21 protein-coding genes are annotated in these 19,537 nt (G+C 71.1%); 8 read left to right on the forward strand and 13 right to left on the reverse strand.

Annotated elements, in window-relative coordinates; translation table 11 throughout:
* Positions 1 to 38: 38 nt before the first annotated feature.
* The 8 genes from AC5020_RS12195 to AC5020_RS12230 all read right to left on the reverse strand — a co-directional run bounded on the left by AC5020_RS12195 (position 39) and on the right by AC5020_RS12230 (position 6,074).
* Entirely contained in the window at positions 39 to 1,244 is a 1,206-nt protein-coding gene (locus AC5020_RS12195) for a glycerate kinase (RefSeq protein WP_464988490.1), read from the reverse strand.
* A complete protein-coding gene (locus AC5020_RS12200) occupies positions 1,241 to 1,648 on the reverse strand; it encodes a pilus assembly protein TadG-related protein (protein WP_464988491.1) in 408 nt (135 codons plus the stop codon). The genes AC5020_RS12195 and AC5020_RS12200 overlap by 4 nt, the downstream gene beginning before the upstream one ends.
* Before the next feature lie 68 nt (positions 1,649 to 1,716).
* Entirely contained in the window at positions 1,717 to 2,151 is a 435-nt protein-coding gene (locus AC5020_RS12205; protein WP_464988492.1) for a hypothetical protein, read from the reverse strand.
* Positions 2,148 to 2,492, reverse strand: a complete 345-nt coding sequence (locus tag AC5020_RS12210; RefSeq protein ID WP_464988493.1) for a TadE family protein — start codon at positions 2,490 to 2,492, stop codon at positions 2,148 to 2,150. Before AC5020_RS12210 ends, AC5020_RS12205 begins: the two co-directional genes overlap by 4 nt.
* A 139-nt stretch (positions 2,493 to 2,631) precedes the next feature.
* Positions 2,632 to 2,916, reverse strand: a complete 285-nt coding sequence (locus tag AC5020_RS12215; RefSeq protein WP_464988494.1) for a hypothetical protein — start codon at positions 2,914 to 2,916, stop codon at positions 2,632 to 2,634.
* A gap of 121 nt (positions 2,917 to 3,037) precedes the next feature.
* Entirely contained in the window at positions 3,038 to 3,982 is a 945-nt protein-coding gene (locus tag AC5020_RS12220; protein WP_377792845.1) for a type II secretion system F family protein, read from the reverse strand.
* The gene (locus AC5020_RS12225; protein ID WP_464988495.1) at positions 3,979 to 4,851 is read right to left on the reverse strand and encodes a type II secretion system F family protein; all 873 of its coding nucleotides are present in this window, start codon (positions 4,849 to 4,851) and stop codon (positions 3,979 to 3,981) included. The genes AC5020_RS12220 and AC5020_RS12225 overlap by 4 nt, the downstream gene beginning before the upstream one ends.
* On the reverse strand, positions 4,848 to 6,074 hold the full coding sequence (locus AC5020_RS12230; protein WP_377792842.1) for a TadA family conjugal transfer-associated ATPase: 1,227 nt from the start codon (positions 6,072 to 6,074) through the stop codon (positions 4,848 to 4,850). The genes AC5020_RS12225 and AC5020_RS12230 overlap by 4 nt, the downstream gene beginning before the upstream one ends.
* A 206-nt stretch (positions 6,075 to 6,280) precedes the next feature.
* Here AC5020_RS12230 and AC5020_RS12235 point away from each other — a divergent pair, with 206 nt between their 5' ends.
* The 5 genes from AC5020_RS12235 to AC5020_RS12255 all read left to right on the forward strand — a co-directional run bounded on the left by AC5020_RS12235 (position 6,281) and on the right by AC5020_RS12255 (position 13,111).
* Positions 6,281 to 7,462, forward strand: a complete 1,182-nt coding sequence (locus AC5020_RS12235; protein WP_464988496.1) for a YihY/virulence factor BrkB family protein — start codon at positions 6,281 to 6,283, stop codon at positions 7,460 to 7,462.
* Between the two features lie 124 nt (positions 7,463 to 7,586).
* Positions 7,587 to 8,942 carry a sensor histidine kinase gene (locus AC5020_RS12240; protein ID WP_464988497.1) on the forward strand — a complete coding sequence of 452 codons (1,356 nt, stop codon included), beginning with the start codon at positions 7,587 to 7,589 and terminating at the stop codon, positions 8,940 to 8,942.
* A gap of 61 nt (positions 8,943 to 9,003) precedes the next feature.
* Positions 9,004 to 9,693, forward strand: a complete 690-nt coding sequence (locus tag AC5020_RS12245) for a response regulator (protein ID WP_464988498.1) — start codon at positions 9,004 to 9,006, stop codon at positions 9,691 to 9,693.
* Positions 9,694 to 9,860: 167 nt separating this feature from the next.
* Positions 9,861 to 10,598, forward strand: a complete 738-nt coding sequence (locus tag AC5020_RS12250) for an ABC transporter ATP-binding protein (RefSeq protein WP_377792836.1) — start codon at positions 9,861 to 9,863, stop codon at positions 10,596 to 10,598.
* On the forward strand, positions 10,598 to 13,111 hold the full coding sequence (locus AC5020_RS12255; RefSeq protein ID WP_464988499.1) for an ABC transporter permease: 2,514 nt from the start codon (positions 10,598 to 10,600) through the stop codon (positions 13,109 to 13,111). The genes AC5020_RS12250 and AC5020_RS12255 overlap by 1 nt, the downstream gene beginning before the upstream one ends.
* A 122-nt stretch (positions 13,112 to 13,233) precedes the next feature.
* Here AC5020_RS12255 and AC5020_RS12260 read toward each other — a convergent pair whose 3' ends face one another.
* On the reverse strand, positions 13,234 to 13,689 hold the full coding sequence (locus AC5020_RS12260) for a hypothetical protein (protein WP_464988500.1): 456 nt from the start codon (positions 13,687 to 13,689) through the stop codon (positions 13,234 to 13,236).
* A gap of 428 nt (positions 13,690 to 14,117) precedes the next feature.
* On the opposite strand from AC5020_RS12260, the gene AC5020_RS12265 reads away from it, so the two are divergent.
* A complete protein-coding gene (locus tag AC5020_RS12265) occupies positions 14,118 to 14,366 on the forward strand; it encodes a WhiB family transcriptional regulator (RefSeq protein WP_377017376.1) in 249 nt (82 codons plus the stop codon).
* Positions 14,367 to 14,450: 84 nt separating this feature from the next.
* Here the strand turns inward: AC5020_RS12265 and AC5020_RS12270 are convergent, their stop codons facing one another.
* Positions 14,451 to 15,941: a sensor histidine kinase gene (locus AC5020_RS12270; RefSeq protein WP_464988501.1), complete on the reverse strand. Its 1,491-nt coding sequence runs from the start codon at positions 15,939 to 15,941 to the stop codon at positions 14,451 to 14,453.
* 96 nt (positions 15,942 to 16,037) lie between these two features.
* On the opposite strand from AC5020_RS12270, the gene AC5020_RS12275 reads away from it, so the two are divergent.
* Entirely contained in the window at positions 16,038 to 16,550 is a 513-nt protein-coding gene (locus AC5020_RS12275) for a DUF2505 domain-containing protein (protein WP_464988502.1), read from the forward strand.
* 130 nt (positions 16,551 to 16,680) lie between these two features.
* Here AC5020_RS12275 and AC5020_RS12280 read toward each other — a convergent pair whose 3' ends face one another.
* Genes AC5020_RS12280 through AC5020_RS12290 form a run of 3 tightly spaced genes read right to left on the reverse strand, consistent with a single transcriptional unit; the run spans position 16,681 to position 19,019 of the window.
* Positions 16,681 to 17,142 (reverse strand): DUF6912 family protein, encoded by a 462-nt coding sequence (locus AC5020_RS12280; RefSeq protein ID WP_464988503.1) that lies wholly within the window; start codon positions 17,140 to 17,142, stop codon positions 16,681 to 16,683.
* A 12-nt stretch (positions 17,143 to 17,154) separates the two neighbouring features.
* Positions 17,155 to 18,381 (reverse strand): CpaE/TadZ family protein, encoded by a 1,227-nt coding sequence (locus AC5020_RS12285; RefSeq protein WP_464988504.1) that lies wholly within the window; start codon positions 18,379 to 18,381, stop codon positions 17,155 to 17,157.
* Positions 18,378 to 19,019 carry an SAF domain-containing protein gene (locus tag AC5020_RS12290; protein WP_464988505.1) on the reverse strand — a complete coding sequence of 214 codons (642 nt, stop codon included), beginning with the start codon at positions 19,017 to 19,019 and terminating at the stop codon, positions 18,378 to 18,380. Before AC5020_RS12290 ends, AC5020_RS12285 begins: the two co-directional genes overlap by 4 nt.
* 219 nt (positions 19,020 to 19,238) lie before the next feature.
* On the opposite strand from AC5020_RS12290, the gene AC5020_RS12295 reads away from it, so the two are divergent.
* A complete protein-coding gene (locus AC5020_RS12295) occupies positions 19,239 to 19,478 on the forward strand; it encodes a helix-turn-helix domain-containing protein (RefSeq protein WP_377017363.1) in 240 nt (79 codons plus the stop codon).
* Positions 19,479 to 19,537: the final 59 nt, after the last annotated feature.

Here is a 19,537-nt window from a genome sequence, read left to right on the forward strand (position 1 = left end):
CCGAGGCGATCGCCCTGTTCAGCAGTGTCCGCCGTGATTCATGTCCTGCCCGGCTCCGCATCCGGCGCCGAGCTCGCGTCCCCGTCGCCGGAGTCGGAGACCGAGCCGCTGGACAGCCATGCTCCGACGTCGCGGCCCACGTCCACCAGCCATACCGGCGCATTCTCCATCGCCTGCTGCGCCGAGCCGGCCCGCGAGAGCAGGTCCCAGGCCCGGGTGATGCCCGCCTCCCGCAGTTCGTGGGCGCTCAGGGTGATGGCACCGGCCACGGCGGCCACGGGCAGGCCTCTGTCCCGGGCGCGGCGCGCGACCTCGGCGGGCCCCTTGCCCTGCAGGGTCTGTGCGTCGAGTTTTCCCTCGCCGGTGATCACGACGTCTGCGCGTTCCAGGAGACCGTCGACCCCGGCCAGCTCGAACACGGCGTCGGCTCCGGAGCGCTGCTCGGCGCCCAACAGGAACAAGGCGTACCCGGTCCCGCCCGCCGCGCCGGCCCCGGACAGGTCGAGACGGGTGTGCTCAGGGTCCAGCAGGGCTGCGGCGCGGGCGAGGATCCCGTCGGCGTGTTCGATGTCCGCGGCCGGGAGGCCCTTCTGCGGTCCGTAGACGGCGGCAGCGCCGTCCGGCCCCAGCAGGGGGTTGGTGACATCGCTCGCCGCGACGAGGGTGACGCCGTCGAGAGCGGCGCGCGCCGGGCCGAGATCGACCGAGGCGAGGATGGCCAGGCCGTCGAGGCCAGGGCCGATCTCGAGCCCCGCGGAGGTGCGCAGGCGTGCCCCGAGGCCTTGCAGCATCCCGGCTCCGGCGTCGGTCGAGGAGCTGCCTCCGAGGCCGACGGTGATCGTGCGGGCTCCGGCGTCGACGGCCGCGAGGATCAGCTCGCCCAGCCCCCTGGTGGACGCGGTGCGCGGTGCGAGCGTCCCGCCCGGCAGGGCGCGCAGGCCGACGACCTCGGCGAGCTCGACCACGGCATCGTCCCCGTGCAGTGCCCACTGCGCCGGGCGCAGCTCGCCGGTCGGTCCCGTCGCGGTGGTGATGCGAGGCTGCGCACCGGCGGCGATGGCGGCGTCGACGGTGCCGTCCCCGCCGTCGGCGATGGGGCAGCGCAGAACCGTCGCTCGGGGTGCCGTCTCGGTGATCCCGAGGCTGAGGGCGTCCGCGACGTCGGCGGCGCTGAGGCTTCCCTTGAACTTGTCCGGGGCGATGAGAACGGTGGGGGCGGGAGGTCGGGGCGGCACGGCGGTCATCGGGCTCTGGCTTCTCCTTCGACTCTCAGGGGGATGGACGTCCCGCTCCCCCGGGTGAACCATCCCACCAGAGGCGGGTTCGTGGTCGCGACCAGCGTGACCCGGACCGTGCCGTCCGCATCGACCGAGACGTCCGCGACGTGCAGGTCCTCGGTCCGGTCGCTGCGCAGCGGATAGTCGCGCAGCTGGTCCTGCGCGGCCCGGCGCGCGGAGCCGGCATGGATGGCCGCGCCGTCATCGGGATCGTAGATGCGGGCGGGGTCGACCGCCTGGGACGCGGCCAGGGCCGCGCTGTCCGCGGCGTCCTGGAGCCCGTTGCGCTCGAGATGGACCCCTGTGACCGCTGCGCCGACGCCGGTCACCATCAGGATGACCACCAGCACACCAGTGGTCAGGACGGTCATCGATCCTCTCGCATCCCGCAACCGGGCGGCGAGGCATGTGCCCGGGCCCGTCCGGCCGTGCCCCGCCATCAGGACCCCGCCCGGTACCGGTCGACCTGGACGGCGTGCGCTGCTCCCACGGCGACCGGGCCGTTGTTGCCGAGCACCGGGCCGAGCCCTGGCACCTGGACGGGGATCCGCACCTGTGCAGTCACGGTGCCTCCTGGCGTCGCGCACGGGTCCTCGCTGCAGCTGATCTCCACCACGTCGCTCGCGGCGAGCCGGTAGTCCCCCAGCACCAGCGCAGCGTGCTCTTCGCTGCGGGCCGCCGCGACCCGGGGGTCGGACTGGGTCGCGTGGATGCGGGCAGCGTCCCGTGCGATCGTGTCGGCTGCGAACACAGCGGACTGGACCGAGCCGAGTGTGAGCACGAGATAGAGCGACGGGATCAGGAGAGCTGCGGCGAGCACGACGAATTCGACCAGAGCGTTGCCGTCCTCGTCGGCCGGCCGGCCGACGCTCACCACGATTCCTCGTCGATCGAGCGGCCCTGGACGGTGAGGCCCGCAGACGGTCCGAAGAGCCCCACCAGCGGCAGTTCCGCGGTGACCTCGACGTGGATGGTGCCGTCGGGGTCCTGGACCGCGGTGGACTCCGCCTCGAGTGCTGAGCCGAAACGATCCTCGATCAAGCGCTCCGTGCGATCGGCACCGTCCTGGGGCGTCGAACCGACCAGAGCGGCGTGATGCGCTCCCTGCACGGCTGCGTCGATGAGCGTGTTGCGGGTGTGGACGATGAGTGCAGCCTGGACGACTCCCAGCGCGATCATGATCACCAGCAAGGCGACCATGGGGAACTCGGCCACCGCGGCGCCGTGCTCTCCTCGCAGCCGCTCCGCCACGTGCTGCCGAGGGCGTGCAGAACGGCCCTGCCATCGGTGCGAGGGCAGGTCAGGGAGAGAGCGGGCCGAGGCGTTCACGCTGGTGAGAGTTCGCTCTGGTCGGTCACATCGACCCGTCGAGGAACGGGGCCATGGCGTTCTGGAAGATCTGGACGATCTGCTCGGAGGCGACGGCCCACAGCGCCACCACGATGCCGGCAGTCATCAGCGTGATGAGAACCCAGCCCGGTACGTCCCCGCGTGTGGAGCTGAGCCGGGCGAGCAGCCGGGCGGTGAGCGTGGGCCGGCTCCGATCGACCCGGGGGCCCGATCGCGGGATCGCGCGGGTGGGGTCGCTTTCGCAGGCCGGGCGGGCGCGGCGGTGAAGCGTGGTGCGGTGGATGGTCATGCGTGCCTCCTCGGGCTGGGCCGGGCAGAGCGCCCGGATGGGATGACAGATGGGAAGTCAGTCGTCGGGCTCAGGCGCTTGACCTGAACGGCGGATGGGTGGCGGCAGGCCCCGGAGGCGGTCACAGCGAGATCTCCAGTACGGCGAGGCCCGGGAAGATGGCGAAGACGATCACCAGGGGAAGCACGAAGAACACGACGGGCATCAGCATGTAGATCTCGCGCCGGCCCGCGGTCTCCATGAGCTCGCGTTTGGAGGACTCACGGGCATCCTGCGCCTGGGCACGCAGCACGTCGGCCAGAGGCGTCCCACGCTCGATGGCGATCGAGACACCCTCACCGAACCGCCCCAGCGATGGCAGCGGCGTGCGAGTGCCCAGCGAGGTGAGCGCCTGGGAGATGGTCGTGCCGGCCCGGATGTCGGCGACGGTGGCGGCGAACTCGTCCGGCAGGGCTCCGGAGGATGTGCGGGCGACACGCTCCATGGCGGCGATCGGGCTCTCCCCGGCTGCCACCGCGAGGGCCAGGAGATCGGCGACCGTGGGGAACTCGCGGATCATCCGCGAGGCTCGGCGCTTGATCTCGACGCCCAGGAGGTAGTCCCGCAGCAGCACTCCGCTGAGCGCGCCGAGTGCGACGATCAGAAGCCCCAGCAGCGGACTGGCCCCGCGCAGGCCGATGGCGCCGAGGGCGAGGACGATCCCGGCCGCCAGGCCGATCACTCCGAAGACGACCTGCTCGATGCGGAACGAGTCGGCGGAAGCGCGTCGCCCGGCCAGTCGCAGGCGCCGCTCGAGCTGGTCCGCTCCCCCGGTGAGACGTTCGAGAACGCCGAGGACCCGGTGGGCGACCGGCCCCAGCAGGTTCTCCGCGACGATACGGGCACGACTGGTCGCAGCCGGTGCCTCGAACAGCGATGTGGACCGTGAACTGCGGAGGTAGGGGTCGATGCGTGCCGCCAGGTCGCGCGAGCGGAGCCACGGAAGCTGCCCGGCCACCAGCGCCAGGCCCATGCCGAGCACCAGGCCCAGTGCCGCGCCGACCAGTACAGTTCCGGACCCGGTCATCGCAGCACCCGCTCATCCTGCGGCAGTCGCGCGATCTGGATCATGATCCGGTAGGCGATCAGGGAGACCGCCGCACCGACGAGGATCATCACCATCCCCATCGGGGAGTCGTAGGCCTGCGCCGCCTGCGGCCTGGTCGCCATCAGCGCCAGCACCACCCACGGGGCGGCGAGCGCGAGACGTGCCGCGTTGACCGTCCAGGACTGGCGGGCCTCGAGCTCGGCCCGCGTCCGGGCGTCCTCCCGCAGGAATGCGGCGAGGGTGCGCAGAAGACCGCCGAGGTCCGTGCCGCCGACGTCGCGCGTGATCCGCAGCGCCTCGACGATGCGGTCGCCGACGGGGTCTGCCAGGCGCACCTTCAGCCGATCGAGACAGGCGGCGAAGTCGCCGCTGGCCTGGTAGTCCAAGGAGAACTCGACGAAAGCGGGGCGAAGCTCCTCCGGACCCTTGCGGCTGAGCTGGACGAGGGCTTCAGGCAGCGAGAGCCCGGCGCGGATAGCGGAGTTGATGTGGTCGACTGCCTCCGGCCACACTTCGCGCATCGCCGTGGCGCGACGGCGGGCAGCGGAGTGCAGCAGCACCGGGGGAAGAATCATGGTCGCCGTCCCGATCGTCACGGAGGGGACCACGGCGGCGGAGACGGCCCACAGCGCGGCCGCGACCACCAGGCCGAGGCCTGCGCTGAGTGCGGGCACCGCGGCCGGCGGGACGGAGGCGAGGCCGACGGCGATGAGATCGTCGCGGAGCCGTTCTGTCACGGCAGTGACCAGACCGCGACGGGTCGGGCGGGAGTCCTGCTCCCACAGCGACCACCAGATCGCGAGCAGGCCGAGCCCGAGGACCAGCCCGAGGAATGCGCCGTCGCTCATGCCGCCTCCGCACGCCCCAGCAGTGCCGTCAGATCGAAGCCGGCACGTGCGAAGCGGTCCGGATGCGGCGGGCGTCCGTCCCCGCGCATGAGCCGATCGCCGCGCAGGGAGAACAGGTCGGAGACCTCGATGACGTCGTCCTCCACCCGTCCGCTGAGGCCGGCGATCTCCCGAACGCGACGACGGCCGTCGGCCATGATGTCCAGGTGCACCACGAGGTCGATGGCGCTGGCCACCGTGGGCACGACGAAACGACTAGAGACGTTCTCCCCGGCCAGCAGCGGCAGGGTGCACAGCTTGGTGACAGCGTCGCGGGCCGAGTTCGCATGTATCGACGCGAGACCCGGCAAGCCGCTGTTCAGCGCGATCAGCATGTCCAGCGACTCGGCCTCGCGCACCTCGCCGACGATGACGCGGCTGGGGCGCATCCGCAGCGCCTCCTTCACCAGACGCCGCATGGAGATCTCCCCCGTCCCCTCGAGGTTCGCCTGGCGGGTCTGCATGGCGACCACATCGCGAAGCCCGAGGTCGAGCTCGAAGACCTCCTCGATGGTCACCACGCGCTCCCGTGCGCCCACGGATTGTGCGAGACAGCGCAGGAACGTCGTCTTGCCCGCGCCGGTAGCGCCGCTGGCGATGACGTTCAGGCCGGAGGCGATGGCCGCGTCGAGGAAATCTGCCGCCTGGGGCGTGAGCGATCCCAGTGCGACCAGCCCCTGCAGATCCTGTGCCTTCGCGACGAACTTCCTGATGTTGATCGCCCAGTGCGTGCGGGTCACGCTCGGGATCACCACGTGCAGGCGCGAGCCATCGGGCAGCAGCGCGTCGACGAACGGGGTGCTCATGTCCAGCCGGCGGCCGGAGCTGACGAGCATGCGTTCGACGATCCCGCGCACCTCGGCGTCCCCCAGGACGATGGTGGTCAGCTCACTGCGGCCGTTGCGGGCGCAGAACACCTGGCTGGGCGAGTTCAGCCAGATCTCCTCGATGGTCGGATCATCGAGCATCTCCTGGAGCGCGCCGAAGCCGCCGATCCTCGCGGCGATCTCGGCGACCGTGGAGTCATCGCCGTGCAGTACGGGCACCTCGCCGGAGGATGAGCGCCGGTCGTAGTCGGCGACCACCTCGCGGATCAGCGGCTCGAGCTGGTCGGCGTGCGCATCGAGGCCGCGGCGGCGTATCAGCTCGCGCGACTCGCTCTCGATGATGGTGGCGGCATCCATCCAGTCCCCTCCCGGCCCCGTGTCCCCGGACCCCTCGTCCCCGGCCCGGTGTGTGCTGCATCTCGCACACGACCGCCACTGTATGCATGAAGGCAGATCCCCTGCTCGCTTCTCCCGAGAATTGTGGACAACTCTCTCAGCTCGCACTCATGGCAGGATGACAATGCATCCGCCCGCGAGATCGCCACACCCCAGGAGGCCTCCTCATGGCCGAGTCCCCCGGCACCAAGGCCCCGCGCCTGAGCGTTCCCACCCTCAAGTACATGGCCAAGCGCGTCCTCGCGGAGTTCTCGCGCGACGGCGGGACGGATCAGGCGGCCAAGCTCACCTACTACATGGTGCTCTCCATCGCACCGACGCTGCTGGCCCTGTTCTCCCTGGCCACGCTGCTGCTGAGAGGGTTCCAGGAGCAGATCGCCGATCTGCTCAAGGACACGATCCAGGCCGCCGTCGGCGGCAGCGGCATGCAGATGGGCGATGCCGTGGACTCGACGGTGGAGTCGCTGATGGGTTCCTCCACCGGTGGCACGATCGGTCTGATCATCGGTGTCGCCACGGCACTGTGGTCGGCGTCGGCCTATGTGAAGGCCTACGGGCGGGTGGCCAACCTGATCTACGAGATCCCCGAGGGCCGCGGCGCGATCCGGATGAACGCCTGGATGCTGGGGCTGACCGTGGTGATGATCCTGGGCATCCTTCTGATGCTCGTCTCCCTGCTGCTGAGCCAGTCCATCATCGAAGGCCTACTGGGCCCGATCGCCACCCCGCTGGGCATGAATGATCTGCTGATCTTCCTCACCCAGTCGTTCCTGCCCATCTGGGCGTGGGCGAAGTGGCCGGTGATCCTCCTGCTCGCCTTCGCGCTGATCTCGATCCTGTACTGGGGCGCGCCGAACGTGGACAAGCCGTTCCGGCTCATCTCGCCCGGCGGCGTGGTCGCGATCCTGGGCATCGCGTTCGCGGCCGTGGCGCTGTCGCTCTACATGACCACGGTCGCGGGCTACTCCAGCTACGGCGCGATCGGCGGCATCATGGCGGTGCTGTTCGCCCTGTGGGTCATGAACATCGTCGTGCTGATCGGCGCGGAGGTCGACGCCGAGTTCGAGCGCGCCCGGGAGCTGGAGGCCGGGAAGCCGGCCGAGGAGAGCCTGGACCTGCCCCTGCGCGAGGACAAGGGCGCCCAGAAGGCCGAGGCGAAGCACGAGGACCTCATCGACCAGGGGCGCGACATCCGCCTGCGTAATCTCCATCGCGACGCGGACGCCTACACGGGCGAGGACGCCCGGCTCACTCCGCGCCACGGCGTGCCGACCGTGACGGCCGACCATGAGGGGACCGGTGGGTCCGATCGGTCCGACGGGGCGAACGGGACCGACCGGCAGCACTGACGCAGTCGACGACACGCGGTCTGTGAGCGGCCCGCGGGAAGGGTTCTGAGCCCAGCAGGCCTGTCCCGCGGGATCCGACCGCGGTCTGACGCGCCCGCTGCCCCGCCCCCGTACCCTCGTGGCCATGACGAACGGACCCGATGCACGGCCGGACGCGCCGGCCAGGCGCGTCCGGTTCCGCGACCCGTTCCGCTGGATCATCGAGAATCCCGGCAAGGTCGATGCGATCGTCTTCTCCGCTGCCGCATTCCTCGTGCTGCTGTTCGCCGCGGGCTCCGGAGGCATCGGCTGGTGGACCCTGTTCTCGCTGCCGATGATCGTCTCGGCCGCCGTCTGCCGGGTCCGGCCCGGGCTCGGCGTGATCCTCATCGGGTGCCTGGCCGTGATGCACGTCCCGGTCGTCCCGGTCGTCCTCGGAGACGTCCTCACGTTCTACGCGATGTTCTGCGCCGTCGCGTACGGCAGGCCGGCGGTCCACGCCCTGGGCATGGCGGCGGGGTTCCTCGGCGTACTGGTCCAGTCGGGGTACTGGGGCATATTCCTCGCGCGCGACCCGTACGGGGATCCGCTCCAGGCGGCCGGGACATCCGCGGGCCTGTTCGTCGTCGGCATCGTCACCATCACCGCGATCTGGGCCCTGGCCAACCTTCAGCGTGCCCGGGTGCGCCAGCTGGCCCTCACCCGTGAGCGCGCCGAGCAGGCCATGCGTGAGCGCGAGCAGCGCACGGCGCTCGCGGTCGCCGACGAGCGTGCCCGCATCGCCCGCGAGATGCACGACGTCGTCGCCCACTCGCTCTCGGTGATCATCGCCCAGGCCGACGGCGGCCGCTTCATCGCCTCCCAGCAACCCGAGAAGGCAGGCGAGGTGCTGAGCACCATCGGGGAGACCGGCCGCGCCGCACTGTCGGACATGCGCTCGCTGCTGGGCGTGCTGCGCCAGGAGGACGAGACCGGGTACGGACCCCAACCCGGACCCGAGATGCTCCAGGACCTCACCGAGCGGGTGCGCGCCGCAGGCCTCGAGGTCAGCCTCGAGATCGAGGGCCGGCTGGACGACCTGCCCCAGGCGCTGGGGATGTCACTGTTCCGCCTGGTCCAAGAAGCACTGACCAACGTCCTCAAGCACGCCGGGCCCGGTGCCACCGCCGCGGTGCGGATCACCCGGAGCCCCCAGCGCCTCCAGGTCGAGATCGTCGACGACGGCCAGGGCGCCGCTGCCGGCTCCGACGGGCAGGGCCATGGGCTCACCGGGATGCGTGAGCGCGTCGCCGTGTTCGGCGGGGCCCTGCAGGCCGGGCCCCTGCCGGGACACGGATACCGGGTGCTCGCCACCGTGCCTCTGGACGGCGCCGCGCCCTCTTCCGGCACGATCCCATCGGCGCCCGCCCGGTCTGCGCTGAGCCGCTCCTCGCCGAGTCGGTCCCCGCAGAACCGATCCGTGCCGCCCCCTCCCGGGCAGGCTCCCTCCCCGAACCCCTGACGCATAGAGCCCCTGAATCCCTGAACCCCTGAACCATCCGCATTCCTCCGGAGGAGACCCCATGACCGAGCCCCTCGACCGCCCCCTGCGCATCGCTCTGGTCGATGACCAGCCGCTGGTGCGCGCCGGGTTCGCCATGGTCATCGACTCGCAGCAGGACATGGAGGTCGTCGTCCAGGCGGCCGACGGCGCCGCCGCCGTCGACCAGCTCCGCGCCCGCACCGTCGACGTCGTGCTGATGGACGTGCGCATGCCCCGGATGGACGGGATCGAGGCCACCGAGAAGATCCTCGCCCAGGCCCCCGAAGGACGCGCCCCGCGCGTGGTGGTGCTGACGACCTTCGACCTCGACGAATACGTGGTCGCTGCGATCCGGGCCGGAGCCAGCGGGTTCCTGCTCAAGGACGCCCAGCCCGAAGATCTGCTCGGGGCCATCCGCACCGTGCACAGAGGGGACGCGGTGATCGCCCCGTCGGCCACCCGCCGACTGCTGGCCCGTGTGGTCGCCACCCCCGAGCCGCAGCAGAAGGACACCTCCGTCCTGGACGAGCTCACCGACCGCGAGCGCGAGGTGCTCACGCTCATGGGGCGCGGCTTCTCCAACCAGGAGATCGGCGCCGAGCTGTTCGTCGCGGAGGCGACGGTGAAGACCCACGTCGGACGGGTGCTGGCCAAGCTCGGCGCCCGCGACCGGGTCCAGGCCGTGATCATCGCGTTCGAGACCGGACTGGTCGCTCCCGGCGCCGACTGAGATGCCCGCCCCTGCCCGGATGGCCCGGCGAGTCAGCCTCCGGTATGACACCGCCCCATCCCGAGGTCGCGGCCCCCTCGCAGCGTCGAGACCGCAGGAGGACGTCGGCCCTGGCCCCGGTACGGAAACATCGGTGGTGACCGCACACCTCCTCGCGAAGGACACCGATGACCGCCGAACCTCAGGCCGCCCCCGCCGCACCCACCGGAGACGCCGCCCCCGCCATCGTCGCCCGGAACGTCACCCGCACCTACGGCACCGGTGCCGGCACGGTCACCGCCCTGGACGCGGTGGACCTCGACATCGCCCGCGGCGCATTCACCGCGATCATGGGCCCTTCCGGGTCGGGCAAGTCCACTCTCCTGCACACCCTGGCCGGTCTCGACGTCGTCGACCACGGCTCCATCCGGCTGGACGGCACCGAGATCACCGGCCTGGGCGATGACGCGCTGACCAAGCTGCGCCGCGAGCGCATCGGTTTCGTGTTCCAGTCCTTCAACCTGCTGCCGATGCTGAGCGCGGAGCAGAACATCCTGCTGCCGCTCGAGCTCGCCGGCAAACGGGTGGACCGGGCCTGGTTGGAGACGATCACCTCCGCCTTCGGACTCACCGATCGTCTCTCCCACCTGCCCTCGCAGCTCTCGGGCGGGCAGGTCCAGCGGGTGGCGATCTCCCGCGCGCTGGTCACCTCCCCCGCCGTCGTCTTCGCCGACGAGCCCACCGGCAACCTCGACTCGCACACCACCGAGGAAGTGCTCTCCTTCCTGCGGCTGTCGGTCGACGAGTTCGGCCAGACCGTCGTGATGGTCACCCACGAGCGCGAGGCCGCCGAGCGCGCCGACCGCATCGTGACCCTCGCCGACGGCCGCATCGCCAGCGACGAAGACCTGCGAGGGCAGCGCTGATGGCACTGCGGACCTCCGTGAAGCTGACCCCGCTGCGGCGGCACCTGGCCGCCGTCATCACCATCGCCCTGTCCTGCGCGTTCGTCGCCGTCATGGTGGTCGCCGGAAACCTCATGACTTCGGCGATGTCCACCCTGACCGCCCAGGACTACGAGGGCGCGGACCTCGAGATCCAGCGCCCGCTCTCCGACGAGGACTACGAGTCCCAGCAGCCTCTCGAGGCGCCGCAGGTCGAGGGCACAGAGGCCGTATGGCCCCAGCTGAGCAGCTCCCTCGTCCTCACCTCCGACTCCGGCGAGGACATCTTCCTCACCTCCACGATGCTCCCGCCGGACGGGACCGGCCAGGAGCGCCTGTCCGAGGGACGGCTGCCGAGCTCGGAGTCCGAGATCGTGCTCGATACGGCCGCCGCCGAGCAGCTGGGCGTGGGCCTCGGCGACACCGTCACCATGCCCGCGGACATGTCCATGGACGGGCAGGAAGCCACCTTCACCGTGGTCGGCCTCGCCCCCGCGGCCGACGGGTCGGTGTTCGGCGCGACGCCGCGCGTGCTCGTCTCCGACGTCAACGCCGAGAAGCTGAACGGTCCGACCGAGGGGACGCTGACCGAGTCCTGGCTGGCGACCGTCCCCGAGGGCACCGACCCCTCGGAGGTGGCTGCGAACGCCGACTCCGGAGACGTCACCGTGCGCACGGTCGAGGAGGCCGAGGCGGAGGCCACCCGGCAGGCCCTCGCCGGGTTCGGGGCCGTCGGCCTGATCCTCGCGGTGTTCGTGGTGATCGCCCTGTTCACCAGCGCCGTCGTCATCGCCAACACGTTCGCCGTCACGATCGCCCAGCGCACCCGCAGCCTCGCGCTGCTGCGCACTCTCGGCGCCACCCGTTCCCAGGTGCGCGGTGTGGTGCTGCGCGAGTCGCTGGCGGTGGGACTGATCGGCGGGGTCGCCGGTGCTCTCGGCGGGCACCTGCTGGTCCAGGCCGCGCTCGCCGCGGCCGCCGCTCTGGGCTGGCTCGACGGGGTCGCCCTGGTGCCCGTCAGCGTGCTCTCGGTGGCGCTCCCGCTGCTCGCGGGGATGCTGATCACCCTGGTGGCGAGCCTGGCGCCGATGCGTGCGGCGACACGGGTCGCCCCGCTGCAGGCGCTGCGCCCGGCCCCACCCGTTCAGCACCGGGGTCTCGGCGTGCAAGGAGTGCTGGGGCTGGTCGCCGTCGTCCTCGGGATCGCAGCGCTGGCCGGAGGCACTGCTCTGGCCCTCAGCGGTACCGCAGGGCCGGGCATCCTGCTCGCCATGGCCGGCGGCGTGATCAGCTTCAGCGGTGTGCTGGCCTCGCTGATCGTCCTCACCCGCCCCCTGTCGGCTCTCGTGGCCCGGGTGATGGCCCGGATCGGCGGCCTGCCCGCGAGGATCGCCGGAGCCAATGTGGCCCGCAATCCCAAGCGCAGCGCCGCCACGGTCGCTGCCCTGCTGATTGGCACCACCCTGATGACGATGATGGCCGTCGGCGCACGCAGCGCCGAGGCGACCCTGACCTCCGAGCTCGACTCGCGTCGGCCCATCGACATGGTCCTGTCCGCCGAGCAGATGCCCGACGACGCCGCCGAGCAGGTGGCCGCGATCGACGGGATGGACGCCACGCACACCGCCGCGCGCGGGGACGTCGAGGTGGGAGCCGATATCCCGATGACGCTGTACGGGGCCGACCCGGAGGCGGTGCGCGAGACCTCGCACCGTCCGGAGATGGCCGACGAGCTCCGCGACGGAGTCGTCCTGCTCGGGCAGGATCGCGCCGAGGAGTTCGGGCTCGCCGACGGCCAGGTGCTGGAGATCGAGGGCGCCGACGGTTCCATGCACGAGCTGCGCGTCCAGGTCGATGCCAATCTCCAGATGTCGCTGGTCACCCCGGGCACGCTCGAGGAGCTGGTGGGAGATGCGGCCACGCCGGTGGTCCTCGGCGACTTCGCCGACCCCGGCTCCCCCGAGCGGGACGGCGTGGGCATGACCAATCTTGCGCGGGACATCCGGGACACGGCCGCCAGCGACGGCTTCGTCCAGGGCCAGGCCGACATGGGCGGTCTGGAGCGGGAGTCCTACGCACAGATCCTGAACGTCCTGCTGGGCATCACCATCGGGCTGCTCGCGGTGGCCGTGCTGGTGGCGCTGGTCGGGGTGGCCAACACTCTGAGCCTCGGCGTCATCGAACGCACCGGCGAGAATGCGCTGCTGCGGGCCCTGGGCACCACCAAGCGTCAGATGCGCTCCATGCTGGGCTGGGAGGGCGTGCTGCTCGCTCTGGTCGGGGCGGTCCTTGGCATCGTCATCGGCACCGTCTACGGCGTTCTGGGCATCAATGCCCTGCTGGGCTCGACCTACCCGGTCTCGGTCACGGTCCCGTGGGGCCAGGTGGGACTGGTGCTGCTGCTGGCGATCGTCTCCGGCGGGGTGGCCTCGGTGCTGCCGGGGCGAGCCGCCGCCCGCACGGCCCCGGCCGCTGCTCTCGCCGGTGGCGAGTGAACTGACGGGCGTGAGCTGACGCCGGAGGGGCCGGCGGCTCGAGAACAGCCGACTGCTCGAGGCAGGAGGGACTCGTACCGGACCGTTCCGGTGCGAGTCCCTTCGTGATCGGTCCGGCCCGCTCAGTCCTCGCGCCGCGGCAGCGGTGTAGAACGCACAAGTCGGGTCAGCAGCACGAAGAGGGCTATCGCCAGCACCAGAGCGAGGGTGCCCTGCCAATACATCTGGCTGCGCAGCATGCTCGCGCCGACGAGAGCCTGGAACATCTGCCAGGTGAGGCCGAAGCCGAGTCCGAACCGTCCCCGGGCGAGCACGGAGCGAGCCGCGACCGCGCAGGCGATCGCGAAGAGCACGAGGAACAGCCCCAGTCCCGTGCCGAGACGGGCCTGGAGCTGACCGGCAGCGACCATGACGAAGCAGAAGGTGGCGGCCCCGGTCAGCATCAGGGCTTCGACCACCAGCAGCACTGCGGCGCCCGGCCGGGTCCGGGGACCCGGGTCGGCGGCGTCGGCGGGGCCGGACACGCCGGTGCCGGTGTCCGAGGCGGCGGAGCTGCGTGCACGGGCATCTCGGGGCATGGGGGAACTGTATCCGGCATCCCCCTCGCCCGATCTCTCATCGCAGCTCGCGAGAGGCCCGGGAGGTCGCGGCGTGCCCGGGGCGCGTCCACGGGCCGCTGCCCGGCGGCGCGAGGATCGGCCCGCCGAAGCACTCCATCGGCTCGAGCGCAACGCCTCCGTGCCGGGCATCACGCCCGCGATGGCTCGGGATCGCGCCGTGTGGGAAGTACCACCCAGGTCGAGGACGTAGGCCCTTGTCGGCGCCGCGACCGGCTCAGACAATGGATTACGGCTCGAAACCGCCACCGTGACCCGCAGCAGCCTGTGCCGCTCACGGGTTCGTGGCGGCGAGCCGGTGACCCGACAACGCCCCACCCGGAGCGAACCTCGCCGCGTCGCACCCCCTACGGGGGCGAGGCGTGGCGTTCTGGAAAGAGAGAGTGACGATGGACTGGCGCCACCGTGCCGAGTGCCTCAACCATGATCCCGAGCTGTTCTTCCCGATCGGGAACACAGGGCCGGCGATCACGCAGATCCAGGAGGCGAAGGCGGTGTGCCAGCGGTGCGACGTCATGACGGCGTGCCTGAAGTTCGCTCTCGAGACCGGCCAGGACTCCGGCGTCTGGGGCGGCCTCTCCGAGGATGAGCGCCGCTCGCTCAAGCGCCGCAACGCGCGCGCCCGCCGCGCCAGCTGACTCGCGCTCCTGCGGCCCGCTCCCGGCTGCGCCGGTGACAGAGCCGCGGGAGAACAGGCTCGAGCCTCAGACGGTCAGCGGATCTCAGACGGTCAGCGGGTCCAAGTAGACGTCGATCGTGGCCCGGGTCCCGCCCTCGGGCCGTCCCTGCCAGGTCAGCGTCCCGCCGAGCTGACCCTGCACGAGCGTGTGGGCGATGTTCGTGCCCAGCCCGGTCGGTTTCGACCCGGCCATGCCGGTCCCGTCGTCCTCGATATCGATGACGAGATGCGAACCGGTCCGTTCGCTGCGGACGGTCAGGGTCCCGCCGGATTCCGACAAGCCGTGCTCGACGGCATTCGTGGCCAGCTCGGTCACCACCAGGGCCAGCGGCGTGGCCTCCTCCGCCCGGATCGACCCGACCCGGCCGATCTTCTCGGTGCGCACCTCCACCTGGGTCTCCGTCAGCCGCGGGGTCCCGGCGCGATGGACGGTGGCACTGGCGGCGTCGACGGCCAGGCGCAGGCAACGATCGATCACCTCGTCGAAGTGGACCGCTTCCTGGGAGCCCTGGAGCAGCGACTCATGGACCAGGGCGATCGTCGAGACCCTTCGCATGGCCTCCGTGAGAGCGTCGCGCGCCTCGTCCGTCTTCATCCGCCGCGACTGCATCCGTAGCAGCGCCGCCACCGTCTGCAGGTTGTTCTTGACGCGATGATGGACCTCGCGGATCGTCGCATCTTTGGTGATCAGCTCGCGCTCCCGGCGCCGCAGCTCCGTCACGTCGCGCACCAGGACGATCGCCCCGGTGCGCTGGCCACGCTCGGTCAGCGGCACCGCGCGCAGCGAGAGGGTCCCGCCGCGTGCCTGCATGTCCGAGCGCCAGGCGGCCCGACCCATCAGCACCAGCGGCAACGACTCATCCACCGGTGCTCGCGACTGCAGCACGTCGGTCGAGAGCTCGGCCAGGGTGATGCCCTCCATGTCCCCTTCGATCCCGAAGCGGTGGAAGGCCGACAGCGCGTTCGGGGAGGTCCATTGGACGACACCGGCGCCGTCGAGCTCGACGACCCCGTCCCCGACGCGTGGGGCTCCGCGGCGCGGCGGGATCGGGGCGCCATCGATGGGGAACGCGCCGTTCTCGAGCATCGTCAGCAGCCGCATGCCGAGCTGGCGCTCCCTCACCGCGCTCGAGGACGGTGCCCCGTCCGCGACGGGCGATTCGACGGCCAGGACCGCGAGGGTCCGCCCGCTCTTGCGCACGGGCACCACCAGGCCCGTGGCCTCACGGCCCTCGCGCTCGATCGGGACCATCTCGCCGGACGGCTCGGCGCCATCCAGCAGTGCGGCGATCTCGGAGTCGCCGGCATCCTCGAGGCCACTGCCCACAGGATCCTCGTAGTACACGGTGGAACCGGTCGCAGGGCGGCAGTGGGCGACGGCGAGCGGGCCGTCCTCCCCCTTGATCCACAGCACGAGGTCGGATCGGAGCAGATCGGAGACCAGATTCCAGTCTCCGACCAGGTGCTGCAACCAGTCGGCCTCCTTCTCGGAGAGATCGCGATTGTCAGCGAGGAATTTGGACAGGCTCGGCATGGTCCCAGGGTAGTGCGCTGCGCTGAAAGCTCGTGTCGTACCGGGTGCGGAGCTGGCCTAGGCTGAGGGCTGACGAAACCCCTGGGGAGGACGAGGATGAAGCTTCGCGAGACACTGAACCTGCCGTTGTCGGCCCGTGCCGCTGCCGCCATGTACACCGATCCGGCATATGCCGAGATCCGCAAGCAGACGCTCGGCGCCACCCGCGCCGAGGCCACGGCCGACGGCGATCCGGCCGGCGCTTTCACCGTGCGTACCGAGCTCGCCATGCCGACCGACCGGGTCCCGGACGTCGTGCGTCCGTTCGTGGGGTCGTCGGTCACCATCCACGAGGTCCAGACCTGGTCCGCGCCGGAGGCCGACGGCAGCCGCAATGGCACCACGAAGCTCGAAGTCGCAGGCACTCCCGCAGGGATGACCGCGTCACTGCGCCTGACCCCGGCGGGCGAGCAGGCCAGCGGCGTCGTCATCGACGGGGAGCTGACGGCGAAGATTCCGCTGCTGGGTTCGCGATTGGAGAAGGCCGCCGCGCCCTACGTCACCAAGGTGCTCCGCGCGGAGGAGAAATCTGCTGCGAAGTACCAGGCGAGCGCCGCGCAGACGGACTGAACCGGCGGCGCGTCCAGCTGAGTGACGGCCACGAGACGCTCGGCCGAGTGGCCGACGACGGGACGCTCCGCGCCGCGGCAGTCCGGCCCCGACGTGTCAGACACTCCGGTTGTCGACAGCTCCGGTCGTTTCAGCTCTCGAGCGTGCCGTCGTCCGCCGCGCCGTCGAGGAATGCCAGCGCCTCGGGCCCTTCCGACGCGTCGAACCACAGCAGGGCCGGGTCGGTGTCGTCGGCTTCGGCCGAGGCGGCATCCAGCTCGGTGACGTGGAGGCTCGCGATCCTCGCGCGCGTGGACCCGCTCAGGACGATTCCGAACGCGCCGCCCTCCTCGTCGGCGGGCCGGGTGATCCTGTCGGGCACGTCGGCCGCGATCACGAGTGCCCGGTCTGACGCGGCACCCGCGCTGAAGGCGACGTGCACGGCGTCCTGCAGCGCCTCGTACTCCAGGTCCTCCTCGTCCTCGTCGGGACGATCCGCTCGGGCCGGGGTCGTCACGGCCCACGCGGCGCGCCCGGGTGCCAGCTCGAGGTCCGAGGCAGCGCTCTCCAGTGCGCGGCGGTCCCCGGTGGTCAGCGGCAGATAGATCCTCATACGGTCATCTTCTCACCCGGGCGACGGGATGGATTCCCCGGCGAGCGCCGGGGCACTCTGCCCGAGCACGGTCGGGGACGCCGCGATCTCCTGCAGCCCTTTGCGCAGGGCGGACCGCGGGGCGGCCTCGGCCAGCAGGGCTCCGTCCCAGGTCGCGGTGCGGCACGAGACCGGATCGTCCGGCAGCAGGCTCAGCGTGGTCACCGACACCCGCGACGTGATCAGGTCGCGGACCTTGTCTCCCGGGATCGGCGCTCCCACGCGATTGACGATCACGTGCAGCTCGTCCACTCCGAGCTCCTCGAGTCGCGCGTGGTCGCGCAGGAAGCGGGTGATGCTCACGGGGTCCGCCGTCACGACCGCGACCACCGCGTCGGCACTCTCCAGCGCGCTGATCGCCGCCGCATTGCGCTGCGGCGCCGCGGTGTCGTAGCTGAGCTCCTCGTCCTCTTCGAGCACAGCTGCCACGTCAGCGACCACGAGCCCTCCCCGACGGGCGAGAGCGTGCCAGACGCCGTCCATCGAGGTGCGCCGCAGCTCGGCCCAGCGAGCTGGGACCCCGATTCCGCTGAGCAGCCGCAGGCGCGGTTGTGCCAGCGGCAGGAGAGACTCCAGGGTCTCCTCGTCGAGGGTGTCCCGATCGTGGGCGCGGCAGGCGGCGACGAGGCCGGGAGTCTCGTCCAGGACGCCCAGCATCTGGCTCTGCGATGGCCCATAGGTATCGGCATCGACCAGGACTGTCTCCTGACTGGCGAGCGCCGCCTCTGCGGCGAGGTTGACCGCGATCGTCGAACGGCCGCTGGAGCCCGTCGGTCCCCAGACGGCGACCAGCCGGCCGACGCGCTGCGCAGTCTCCGTGGCCGCCTCCTGCACCCAGGCGGTCGCGTCCTCCTCATCCGAGGCGACCGCTGCGGTCAGCGCCGCAAGGATCTCCTCACTCGGGGTGTCGGAGGGCAGGATGTGCCGCAGACCCAGACTGGTGCGTTCCGCGGTGTCCTGCGAACGCAGACCCACGACGGCGGCGTCCCGGAGCATCGCAGCGATCGAGTCACGCCCGAGCCCGCGCACGGAGACATCGATCAGCACGACATCACCGATACCCGCTGCGACCACGGCCAGCGTTTCGGCGAGGTCGGCGCAGCGGCGCACCACTCGGGCCGTCCGGCTCCGGTCATGGGCCAGGTCGTGGACTATGCGCACCTCGTCCCGGCCGGAGGCGCAGAGCACGACGTCGATCACGGGTCGACTCCGTAGGCGCCGGGCACACCGATCACGTCGAGGCGCTCCTCCTGCGAGAGAACCTCGAGAACCCCGGCCAGGCTGTCGCGGGGCACCAGGACCTCCACGGCCATCGATCTCATTCCCAAGGAGCTTCCCTCGTCGATGCTCCGGACCACGGCGTCGGAGACCAGCAGCTCCGCCGTCCCGGTTCCGCCGCTCTCGTCTCCCGGACCGGTGTGCCACAGCTCGACCGTGGCGCCCGGCCTCACGGATTCGGCAACGGTCTCGTCCACGGGGATCACGACCGGGCGCAGCGGGACATCGCCTCCCTGTCCCACGGCGGACGTGGGAAGGAGTTCGCCGCCCTCGATCGTGCGGGTCGCCACCGCACCGTCAGGGATCGCCTCGAGGTTGCCGACGTAATGATCAGTGTGGTCACCGAGCCGCATGTCGACGGTCGTGAGGTCATCCGGTGTGATCTCGTCCCCGGGGACGATGGCAGAGCGCGCGACGAGGACCGGTGTGGTCTCGGCCAGACGGGAGACCAGCAGGGCGCCCATCAGTACGCTGGCCAGCACGAGGACGATCCCGACGATCAGGCGCGGGTCCTTCCAGCGCGGCCGGCGCAGCCTCATCATCGGTGCGGTGGCCCCCACGGCATCCTCCTGCCCCCTGGCCGCGACCCGTATGGCCCGGCTCTGCCGGCGAGGCTACAACCCCTCGGCGCTCCCCCGGCCGTGTTCGCCACGGAATGTGGACAACTCCCTCCGCGAGGCACCTGCGGCGACGTTGTCCACACCGCCTGATCGCCACAGGCGCCGAGGGTGCGAGAATGTGCAGGTCTGCCAAGGTGGATCCGATCGGAAGGAGGGACGATGGCACCTCGTTTCGTACCGTTGTCCGATGTCGCCGAGATGCTCTCGATCTCTGCCTCACAGGCATATTCCCTGGTCCGGTCCGGCGAGCTGAGGGCCATCAAGGTCGGAGGGCGCGGACAGTGGAGGGTGGAGGTCTCGGAGATCGAGTCCTACATCGAGCGCAGCTACGCCGCGACCGCCCACGCCCTCGAGCAGGAGCGCGAACAGGAGCGGCGGACGTCGGACGAACGCCTCTGACTCGCTGCTCTCGATCGACCCGCGCCCAGACCCATCTGCCCCCGCCCCAGCTGCTTCCA

It is taken from the genome of Brachybacterium sp. SYSU DS0246, from assembly GCF_059391765.1.

Coding starts and splice junctions, on each gene's coding strand:
- AC5020_RS12195 (WP_464988490.1), bottom strand. CDS start 1,244: ATGACCGCCGTGCCGCCCCGACCTCCCGCCCCCACCGTTCTCATCGCC.
- AC5020_RS12200 (WP_464988491.1), bottom strand. CDS start 1,648: ATGACCGTCCTGACCACTGGTGTGCTGGTGGTCATCCTGATGGTGACC.
- AC5020_RS12215 (WP_464988494.1), bottom strand. CDS start 2,916: ATGACCATCCACCGCACCACGCTTCACCGCCGCGCCCGCCCGGCCTGC.
- AC5020_RS12220 (WP_377792845.1), bottom strand. CDS start 3,982: ATGACCGGGTCCGGAACTGTACTGGTCGGCGCGGCACTGGGCCTGGTG.
- AC5020_RS12225 (WP_464988495.1), bottom strand. CDS start 4,851: ATGAGCGACGGCGCATTCCTCGGGCTGGTCCTCGGGCTCGGCCTGCTC.
- AC5020_RS12230 (WP_377792842.1), bottom strand. CDS start 6,074: ATGGATGCCGCCACCATCATCGAGAGCGAGTCGCGCGAGCTGATACGC.
- AC5020_RS12235 (WP_464988496.1), top strand. CDS start 6,281: ATGGCCGAGTCCCCCGGCACCAAGGCCCCGCGCCTGAGCGTTCCCACC.
- AC5020_RS12240 (WP_464988497.1), top strand. CDS start 7,587: ATGACGAACGGACCCGATGCACGGCCGGACGCGCCGGCCAGGCGCGTC.
- AC5020_RS12245 (WP_464988498.1), top strand. CDS start 9,004: ATGACCGAGCCCCTCGACCGCCCCCTGCGCATCGCTCTGGTCGATGAC.
- AC5020_RS12250 (WP_377792836.1), top strand. CDS start 9,861: ATGACCGCCGAACCTCAGGCCGCCCCCGCCGCACCCACCGGAGACGCC.
- AC5020_RS12255 (WP_464988499.1), top strand. CDS start 10,598: ATGGCACTGCGGACCTCCGTGAAGCTGACCCCGCTGCGGCGGCACCTG.
- AC5020_RS12260 (WP_464988500.1), bottom strand. CDS start 13,689: ATGCCCCGAGATGCCCGTGCACGCAGCTCCGCCGCCTCGGACACCGGC.
- AC5020_RS12265 (WP_377017376.1), top strand. CDS start 14,118: ATGGACTGGCGCCACCGTGCCGAGTGCCTCAACCATGATCCCGAGCTG.
- AC5020_RS12270 (WP_464988501.1), bottom strand. CDS start 15,941: ATGCCGAGCCTGTCCAAATTCCTCGCTGACAATCGCGATCTCTCCGAG.
- AC5020_RS12275 (WP_464988502.1), top strand. CDS start 16,038: ATGAAGCTTCGCGAGACACTGAACCTGCCGTTGTCGGCCCGTGCCGCT.
- AC5020_RS12280 (WP_464988503.1), bottom strand. CDS start 17,142: ATGAGGATCTATCTGCCGCTGACCACCGGGGACCGCCGCGCACTGGAG.
- AC5020_RS12295 (WP_377017363.1), top strand. CDS start 19,239: ATGGCACCTCGTTTCGTACCGTTGTCCGATGTCGCCGAGATGCTCTCG.